The 3,362-nt window shown below is 37.3% G+C and carries 4 protein-coding genes; all 4 read left to right on the top strand.

Annotated elements, in window-relative coordinates:
- Window positions 1–224 precede the first annotated feature (224 nt).
- The 4 genes from PSF67_RS21840 (at window position 225) to PSF67_RS21825 (ending at window position 3,288) form a co-directional block, all read left to right on the top strand.
- On the top strand, window positions 225–1,484 hold the full coding sequence (locus PSF67_RS21840) for a tyrosine-type recombinase/integrase (protein WP_137019366.1): 1,260 nt from the start codon (window positions 225–227) through the stop codon (window positions 1,482–1,484).
- A gap of 93 nt (window positions 1,485–1,577) precedes the next feature.
- Window positions 1,578–2,528 carry a hypothetical protein gene (locus PSF67_RS21835; RefSeq protein WP_137019090.1) on the top strand — a complete coding sequence of 317 codons (951 nt, stop codon included), beginning with the start codon at window positions 1,578–1,580 and terminating at the stop codon, window positions 2,526–2,528.
- Between the two features lie 107 nt (window positions 2,529–2,635).
- Entirely contained in the window at window positions 2,636–2,881 is a 246-nt protein-coding gene (locus PSF67_RS21830; RefSeq protein ID WP_004264148.1) for a helix-turn-helix transcriptional regulator, read from the top strand.
- Entirely contained in the window at window positions 2,881–3,288 is a 408-nt protein-coding gene (locus tag PSF67_RS21825; RefSeq protein WP_137019088.1) for a hypothetical protein, read from the top strand. Before PSF67_RS21830 ends, PSF67_RS21825 begins: the two co-directional genes overlap by 1 nt.
- Window positions 3,289–3,362: the final 74 nt, after the last annotated feature.

The following is a 3,362-nucleotide window of genomic DNA, read 5'->3' as shown; positions in this document are numbered from 1 at the left end:
TTGAATAGGCGTTCTTAGCATATCAGAGTATATCAATTCACAATCTAACTCATTGATAATAATTGATAATGTAATTCACGGGCAATCAGAAGTAGTCACGTAATAGCCGTTTTTGCTTGTACCTGAGCTTGTACCTAAAAACGACCAAAAAACATACAGCGTTTTAACGTGTAGAAATTAATAGCTTTTTGTAAAAGTTATCGATTGATTGGAAATTGCACAAAATGCCAAACTTAAACGATAGACAAATTAAGGCTTGGATAAATTCAAATGAACGATTCGAGGGTAAAGCTGACGGAAATGGGCTCTATCTTAGATATTCAAAGAATGACAAAAACCCAAGCTGGAGATTTAGATATAGCTTCAATAAAAAAGCCCGAATAGTTTCTATCGGGACATACCCCAATATTACCCTAATGAAAGCGCGTGAAATTGCTAGAGAGTTATCGGCAAAGGTTATTTTAGGCGTTGATGTTGCTGGAGATATAAAGCGACAAAAAGCCGAGGCGTTAGAGAGAATACAGCGCGAAGATAAAGCGGTTAAAGTGTTTGGGCTGATTGATGAATTTTACGAGCGACAAATAAAGCCAAAAAGAAAAAAACATGAGGAATCTAAAAAGCTGATAGATAAAAATATCACGGCTGTTATTGGTTCAATGAAAATTGAGGATGTGAAGCCAAAAGATGTTGATCTATTAATAAAGTCCATCGTGGATAGAGGCTCACCATTTACCGCTGATGAATCGCTACGTTGGTTAAAGCGTATTTTTGATTATGCGGTTCGTAGACAGATGATAGATAGCAATCCAGCCTCGGCCTTTGGTATTTCTGATGCTGGCGGAATGGAAAGTAAACGCGAACGGTGGTTAACCCGTGATGAGCTGACATTATTCCTTTCAACGCTGAATAGTTCGACATTGCCAGAATCTAACAAAATAGCATTTAAAATAATTCTAGCTGTTGGCTTGCGTAAGATGGAATTATGCGAGGCTAAATGGTGCGAGATTGATTTAGATAATGCGGTATGGCATTTCCCATCAGAGAGAAGCAAAACTGGTGACGCTATAGATATCCCTTTGAGTAAACCTGTTATAGAGTGGTTTAATCAATTAAAGGTAATGGCTTGCGGTAGTGAATATGTATTACCTGCCAGAAGAACAGGCACTGGTAAAAATAAAACGATAAATAAGACAACGTTAAATAAGAACCTTGAAAGCATTCTTTCATCATTGCCTGAGTCGTTTATTCAGTTCAGTATCCATGACCTACGCAGAACAATGCGAACTCACCTATCAGCATTAGGTGTTGAGCCACAGATAGCTGAAAGGTGCTTAAATCACAGGGTAAAAGGCATTGAGGGAGTGTATAACCGCCATGATTACTTTGATGAACGAAAAGCCGCATTATCACAATGGGCTGATTTGCTTACAGCATTAGAAAGTGGATCAGACTATAATGTTGTACCAATGAGTAAGAAAGCATAACTAGTTTAAACCGTATCTAGCTCGACGGGGTGAAAAGTGGGAAACCTTACCTATCTGATACGGTATTCTTTAAGGCGCGTTAAAGGTGACGTGATGGGTAAGCAAATACTTTTTAGATATTGCAAATTAAGCCGAGCAGCAGAATTACTGTCTGTGCGTGAAAGTGATTTAATTAACCTCGCAGTGATGGGGGATATTGATTGTTTAATTAAGTTAGATTGGGAATTCGCTAGGTATTATTTGTGGCATGAAAGGCATGAGCTTGTTGGTTCTATTGGATCTTTTCTTTCTTTTGGTGGGGATGATTATATAACAACTATTTTACGAATAAACTCTTTATCAAGACTTAATTATGTCAGCGGTGTTTGCAAGGCTCTAGATAGTAATAGGGATCCTTATCGCTATTTACTTAAAGGTGGGGCAATAAGAGCTGGGTTAGAATTAGATGTTAAAGCTAGCGGTTTATGGATATTACCGCCTTATATAGTTGATGACATTGAAAGTGGAAAAGAGGTAGAGCTTAACGGCTTGGAGCTTTACTTGCAAAATGATTTTTTTTATAAAGAAGAATCATTTATACAGGTAATATCAGATAGTGAGAAGATAATTAGGGATAGTGATTTATACATCACTAGTGAAGATGTTATTAAAATAATGTCAGGTAACTTTGATAAAAAAATAACTAACAATGATAATTTCATTCGTTCAGGAAATTTAAAAGAAATTGATTCGATTGAGAAAGAAGCTCGAAACCTGTCTAAAGATAAATTGATACATCAATCTCAGAAGAAAGCTATAGAAAATAGGGCTGACATACATAGAGCAATTAATAAATTATTGGCATTGTACCCATCTAAAGATGAGTCAGATGATGACAGGTATAGAAATAAAAACGATGTAATAATAAAAAGTAGGATTGCCAAGCTGGTTTTAAATCATGAAGCCACTTTATTTGAAGGCGGTGTATCGCCAATTAAAGATTATAAGTTACTGATAAGTATAATAAGTGATTATCTTGATGAGTTAGGATGGAAGCGTAGGTAAATTACCCCATGGTTTTATTTTCTACCCTATTTTAAAAACGCTCACCTATTTTTGTTTATTTAATTAATATTCAATGTGTCTACACCAACTCTCAAAAGGTTAGACACATGAAGAAGCAATCACCTAAGCGCAAGCCACGCGCAAAAATCAGTACACCTTACCCTATGGACGGTTACGCCCGTCTACGTCACACAGCCGACTTTCTAGGCATTTCTGATGCTACTCGTTATCGTTGGGAGCGTGACGGTAAATTACCTAAGTCATTTGAGATTGAGAAAGGCTTTTTTGTCTATGATGCGAAAGAGATTCGCGCATGGGCTGAAGCTAAGAAATCACAAAGCGGGGTAGCATAATGGAAAAGAAAAACCGCCCTTGCGGAGGCGGCTTTGATATCAGTAATGATATTGGAAATTGCCCCGCCATTATAACCAAACGCACACCAAAAGAACAGAAAGCAAATATTTATATTTCTAAAACTGGTCAGCGTGGAGCCACTGAAAACGATATTTTAAAACATTGTCGTTTATCGTCTGGCCGTAACTACTTTTCAAAGTTAGAGCGCACCTTAAATATTACCCTAGAGCGCATTAGCGAACCGAACCCTGACGGTATTGGGTCACATTACCGTTATCGCATTCGTAGCCAAAAAGACGCACAGAAAATTATTGATTTAATTAATGTTCGTGCGGCCAATGGGAGTTATGAGGGATTACCACAAGAGCAAATCAATTCAATTTTGAGCTTATACCCGAACGAATAACGGAGTAATAAATAATGAAACTAAAAAATAACAGCTTAAATGCTGGTGGATTCGCTCACCCTAAATTCAGCGAC

Source organism: Providencia sp. PROV076 (assembly GCF_028483405.1).
Taxonomy (GTDB): Bacteria; Pseudomonadota; Gammaproteobacteria; order Enterobacterales; family Enterobacteriaceae; genus Providencia; species Providencia huaxiensis.
This window is presented reverse-complemented; position numbering and strand designations above follow the sequence as displayed.